Consider the following 4,716-nt stretch of genomic DNA (forward strand, 5'->3'; position numbering starts at 1 on the left):
CATCACCCACCCCCCGGCCAGCACGTCAGTTCATCGAACGATCACACGAACGAGCGATCCCCAACCATGAGTAAAGGGACTTAACGTCCTCTCAGAACTTGAACATAAGAACTTGACAGGGAATCCGACACCGCCGAGACCGCCCTCGCCGGGCTGCACCCCGGCGACGGGCTGACGGTGGTGGGGCTACCCGAGTAGCGGGACCAGGCAGTCAGCCCGTTGTCGGCTGTCGTTGGATGTGGGTGTACGGGACGGGTTTGCCGGTGACGGCGTCGGCCAGGGTCCGGGTGCCGAGTGGCTGGTGCAGAACGGCCTTGAGCTGGGCGATGCCACCGTCCTCGCACCCAACGTCTGGGCCCGAAGCGTCCCGGCGCTTCAACAGCAGTGTGACTTTATCCGCCGATTCCCGTGCCACCAGGTCGGGTTTGTAGTCGCAACCGCTCCAGTCGACCTCGATCGTGATCGTGCGATCGTCCGCTTCTACGGCCGTACTTCTCGTAGACGGGTCGGCGAGCTCGATTCGGCCGAGGACCGATGCGTCCCGCCTCACGTAGGGAAGCGGATAGTCGGATTCACCACCCGACGCATAGCACGCCGACACCCCGACCCCGATCAACCCCACCACGACTATCCAGCGCTTGTCGCGCACCGTCAGTTCCACGGCCAGTCCCTCCCCTTGTCGTGGATCAGGGTAGGCCTGCCCGACGGCGGCCGGTGGCGCTGCGGGCGGTGAGGTTCGTTCTGCAGGCCGTTGCGGGGTGCGGGGATGCGGGGCAGGACGTCCCACAGGGGCTGGCCGTCGGCGGCCCATCGGGCGAGGACGGTCCGGTCGACGAGGAGGACTCCTTGTTCGGCGCCCCACCTCAGGGCGTCGCGGGAGAAGCGGCCGTTGGTGACGACGACGGCGAGGTGCGCGTCGTGGGCGCGCTGGTAGGTGCCGGCGAGGGCATACAGGACGCCGACGCCCACGGGCTTGCCGCCGGCGGGGTCCTGCTTGTGCTTGCACTGCACGGCCCAGCGCCGTCCTGTCGGGTCCTCGGCGAGGACGTCGACGCTCTGGTCGTTGGCGCGTCCGACCTTGCTCGCGCGCCCATAAGACCCTGATCTGGGAACGCACCCGCACCACGCAGCGGCATGCCCTGCTCGACTTCCCCGCCGCCGTGGAGGCGTTCGACGACCTGGATGCCCCCGACGCCCTGGAACTACTGGCCAAGGCACCTGATCCGGTAGCTGCGGCGAAGCTGACGACCACGCAGATCGGCGCGGCTCTCAAGCGCGCCCGCCGACGGAACATCCCCGACAAGGCCATCAAGATCCAAGCCGTACTGCGCGCCAAGCATCTGGGGCAGCCAGCCGCTGTGACTGCGGCCTACGCTGACTCGACACGCACCCTTGTCGCGCTGCTGGTCACCTTGAACGAGCAGGTCAACTTCATGCACGGGCGGGTACTCGCAGAATTCGGCGACGACCCTCACCGCTACGCCAGTGCCAAGGCCCGCAAGAACTACGCCGGCACCAGCCCGATCACCCGCGCATCCGGCAGGAAGAAGGTCGTGACCGCGCGATATGTCCTCAACGACCGGCTCATCGACGTCCTGATCGCCCAGGCATTCTCCGCACCGCGGGTCTCCCCTGGCGCCAGGGCCTACTGCGAGAAGCAACGGGCCCGCGGCATTGAATTCAACGCCGCCCTGCGCCAGCTCGCCAACCGGCTCGTCGGCATCCTGCACGACTGTCTCAAGACCGGCACGAGGTACGACGAGGCGACCGCCTGGTCGCATCGAGCCCACCCACTCGCCGCTTGATGCCCCAGCGCATGGGGTCAACGGTTCCAGATAGCCGACTTCGAAACGGTCCGCCACTACGACCGCCGTGACCTCACCCGCGTCGTCACGTCCCACCCAGACCGGGTAGACACCGTCTCCGCCCAACAAGAAGGTGACCAGCGCGGCCCCAGTCGCGTCATCGACCACCTTGCTGTAGCCGCCATCGATGTCGTCGACGCCTTCGCCACCGCCCGAGGTGAGGGCCCGCATGTAGCGGCGGCCCAGTTCGGTCCGAGCGATGGAGTCGGCGAAGCAGCCCGTGGCAGAGTCGACGCCGAAGCCGAAGTACTGGCCATCATGCAGCAGCCTCACGTCCTCGCCTGGCGGGACCGCCATCGTCCAGCGGGCGGTCGGCTTCTCGCTCACCAGCAGACGCACGGCATACGTGTCACGGGCGGAGAAGCGGTCGCCGAACATCTCGCCCTCGTAGCTGGCGCCGGTCTCCTGCACAGGGTGGACACCAGGCGGAACTTCGATCACCAGCGGATCACCCTCCGTGCCGTTGGGCAGGTACGAGGGGTCGCAAACCACCAGCTGCCCTGTCGGCACGGCGATCTCGGTCACCGTTCTCACGGGCTCGATAGTGAGCGGCTCCGACCGATGCCGATGCGTGAACTTGAAGGAGTAATAGTCAAGACTGGTAGATGGCTTGGTCATGGCGGCGGGTTGGTTCCCGGATGGCCTGCCAGCCGGAGTGCGGGGCAGCTGGGGCCAGGAGTTGGACTCCTGTGCCCCGGAGAGTCACCAGCGCGGTGTGGACGGGGTCGAGTTCGTCGACGGATCGCCCGAAGTAGGCGAGGATCTGCGCCAGCTCCAGGTCGATGGCTTCTGCCGAGTCGCGGATGTGGTCGAAGCGGGCGCCGCGACGGACCGGGCCGAGGATGCAGCGAACCGTGGCGGTGGCCTCAGCCGAGTTCACGATGGTGACCTGGTCGATCTGCAGTTCCACCTCGGCTGTGTGGCTGCCGGGGTTGAGGGGCTCGGTCATGCCGCCACCTCGGTGCGCTCGACCAGGACTCCGTTCTCGAATCTGCCGCCGGCGCGGACCACGGCGACCAGGTGGGCGCCGGTGATCGCGCGCCATCGGTCCTGGGCGGACTCGACGAGCTTGAAGACCATGGCCAGGGCCGCGGCCGGGCTGCTGGCGCCACGGGTGACCTTGGTCCGGAGCTTGACGGTGGAGAAGGTTGACTCGATCGGGTTCGTGGTGCGCAGGTGGATCCAGTGTTCGGCCGGGAAGTCGTAGAACGCCAGCAGTTCCTCCCGGTCGTCGGTGATCTTCGAGACGGCCTTGGGCCACTTGGTGCCGTAGGTCTTCGCGAACGCCTTGATCGCCCTCTCGGCGTGCGTGCGGTCCTCGGCGTTGTAGATCTCCTGCATCGCCTTCGTCGCGCCCGGCTGTGCGGACTTCGGCAGGGCATTAGTGACATTTCGGGCTTTGTGAACCCAGCAGCGCTGATGGCGGGCCGCGGGGAAGACCTCGGCCAGGGCCTTCCACAGGCCCATCGCGCCATCGCCGACGACCAGCTCCGGGTCGCGCATGCCGCGTCGGCGGCAGTCGCGCAGCAGGTCGGCCCACGACTCCGTGGACTCGCGCAGTCCCTCGGCGAGTGCGATCAGTTCCTTGGTGCCGTCGACGCGCACCCCGAGCAGGACCAGGACGCACGAGTGCGCCTGGCCGAGGCGGACCTTGGGGTGCACCCCGTCGGCCCACACGTAGACGAAGTCGCGGTCGGACAGGTCCCGGGCCTGGAAGGCGGCATGGTCCTCGCCCCACTGCTTCGTCAGCCGGGTCACCGTGGCTGGCGAGAGCCCGGCGGCCGAGCCGAGGAACTGCTCCAGTGCGGGCACGAAGTCCCCGGACGAGAGCCCGTGCAGGTAGAGCAGCGGCAGCACCTCGCTGACCTTGGGCGACTTGCGGCACCACGGCGCCAGGATCTTCGAGGAGAACCGCTTGCGTTCGCCCGTGGACTCGTCGACACGACGGTCGTTCACCCGCGGCGCGGTGACCTCGATCGCCCCGGCTGCCGTGGCCACGGTCCGGGGTCGGTGGTACCCGTTGCGGACCACCAGGCGACGTCCCTGCTCGTCGGTCTCGGCAGCCAACTCGGCTATGTACTGATTGACTTCCGCCTCCAGAGCGGCGGCCAGCATCCGACGGGCGCCCTCGCGGACAATCTCGTCGATCAGGGAGCCGGACTGGGTGGAGCCGTCGTCGGTGACTACGCTGAGCACGGGCGTACCTTCCCGACCCGCGCTGCAACGCGGGCCTACTCGGAGACCTTAAGGATCATTCGGGAAGGTACGCCCTCCGCGTGCCCTCCCGGAGCCGATCCACAAGTCTTGAGCATTGCTCTCGTGGCGGCACCCGGCGCGATACGCACCCCCAACGCGCCCGCCACACGAGCGCCCAGCCGGGCCAGGGCCTGCTGCGGAGCATTCGCAGACCACTGGCCGATCGCCGCATACGAGCGCGCGCCGGCGACCACCACCGAGGCGGCAACCAGCAGCACCGCCACGAACGGGTGACGCACACCGCGCCGCCGACGCGGATCGGGCAGCGCCCGCAGCCGCTCCGCCAGCGAGAGCCCCGCTACATCCTCCAGAGCGGGCAATTTGACGAGACAGACGGTGGCAGACTGACGGCACATCGAAGCTCCAGCGGTTCAAGGCGACTTGGCAAGGTCACCTCGTTCAACTGGAGCTTCGATGCGTACGTGACGGGCCGCCTCGGACTCTCCAGACCGCTCTGGCCTGCGGACTCATGTGATCACCGGGACTTTGAAACGCCCCTGCGATCCCGGTAGTCGTGTGCTGTGAGGTATGCACAGGTCGGCGGTTTGACCGACGCGGAGGGGGCCGCGCGGGAGCGGATCCGGCAGCAGGCCGT

6 protein-coding genes are annotated in these 4,716 nt (G+C 68.0%); all 6 read right to left on the reverse strand.

Features of this window, described 5'->3' with window-relative positions; genetic code table 11:
* Positions 1–211: 211 nt before the first annotated feature.
* From P3T27_RS40720 to P3T27_RS40745, 6 genes are read right to left on the reverse strand one after another with little or no spacing between them, the layout of a single operon-like run.
* The gene (locus tag P3T27_RS40720) at positions 212–661 is read right to left on the reverse strand and encodes a hypothetical protein (RefSeq protein ID WP_280686425.1); all 450 of its coding nucleotides are present in this window, start codon (positions 659–661) and stop codon (positions 212–214) included.
* A complete protein-coding gene (locus P3T27_RS40725; RefSeq protein WP_280686426.1) occupies positions 652–1,218 on the reverse strand; it encodes a restriction endonuclease in 567 nt (188 codons plus the stop codon). The genes P3T27_RS40720 and P3T27_RS40725 overlap by 10 nt, the downstream gene beginning before the upstream one ends.
* Positions 1,203–2,483 (reverse strand): DUF4241 domain-containing protein, encoded by a 1,281-nt coding sequence (locus P3T27_RS40730; RefSeq protein WP_280686427.1) that lies wholly within the window; start codon positions 2,481–2,483, stop codon positions 1,203–1,205. Before P3T27_RS40730 ends, P3T27_RS40725 begins: the two co-directional genes overlap by 16 nt.
* Complete coding sequence (locus P3T27_RS40735) at positions 2,458–2,814, reverse strand: hypothetical protein (protein WP_280686428.1); 357 nt, start codon at positions 2,812–2,814, stop codon at positions 2,458–2,460. Before P3T27_RS40735 ends, P3T27_RS40730 begins: the two co-directional genes overlap by 26 nt.
* Complete coding sequence (locus P3T27_RS40740) at positions 2,811–4,061, reverse strand: IS256 family transposase (RefSeq protein WP_280686429.1); 1,251 nt, start codon at positions 4,059–4,061, stop codon at positions 2,811–2,813. The genes P3T27_RS40735 and P3T27_RS40740 overlap by 4 nt, the downstream gene beginning before the upstream one ends.
* A 35-nt stretch (positions 4,062–4,096) precedes the next feature.
* Positions 4,097–4,477, reverse strand: coding sequence for a transposase family protein (locus P3T27_RS40745; RefSeq protein WP_280686430.1), 381 nt, complete (start codon positions 4,475–4,477; stop codon positions 4,097–4,099).
* Between the last annotated feature and the right edge of the window lie 239 nt (positions 4,478–4,716).

Source organism: Kitasatospora sp. MAA19, from assembly GCF_029894125.1.
Classification (GTDB): domain Bacteria; phylum Actinomycetota; class Actinomycetes; order Streptomycetales; family Streptomycetaceae; genus Kitasatospora.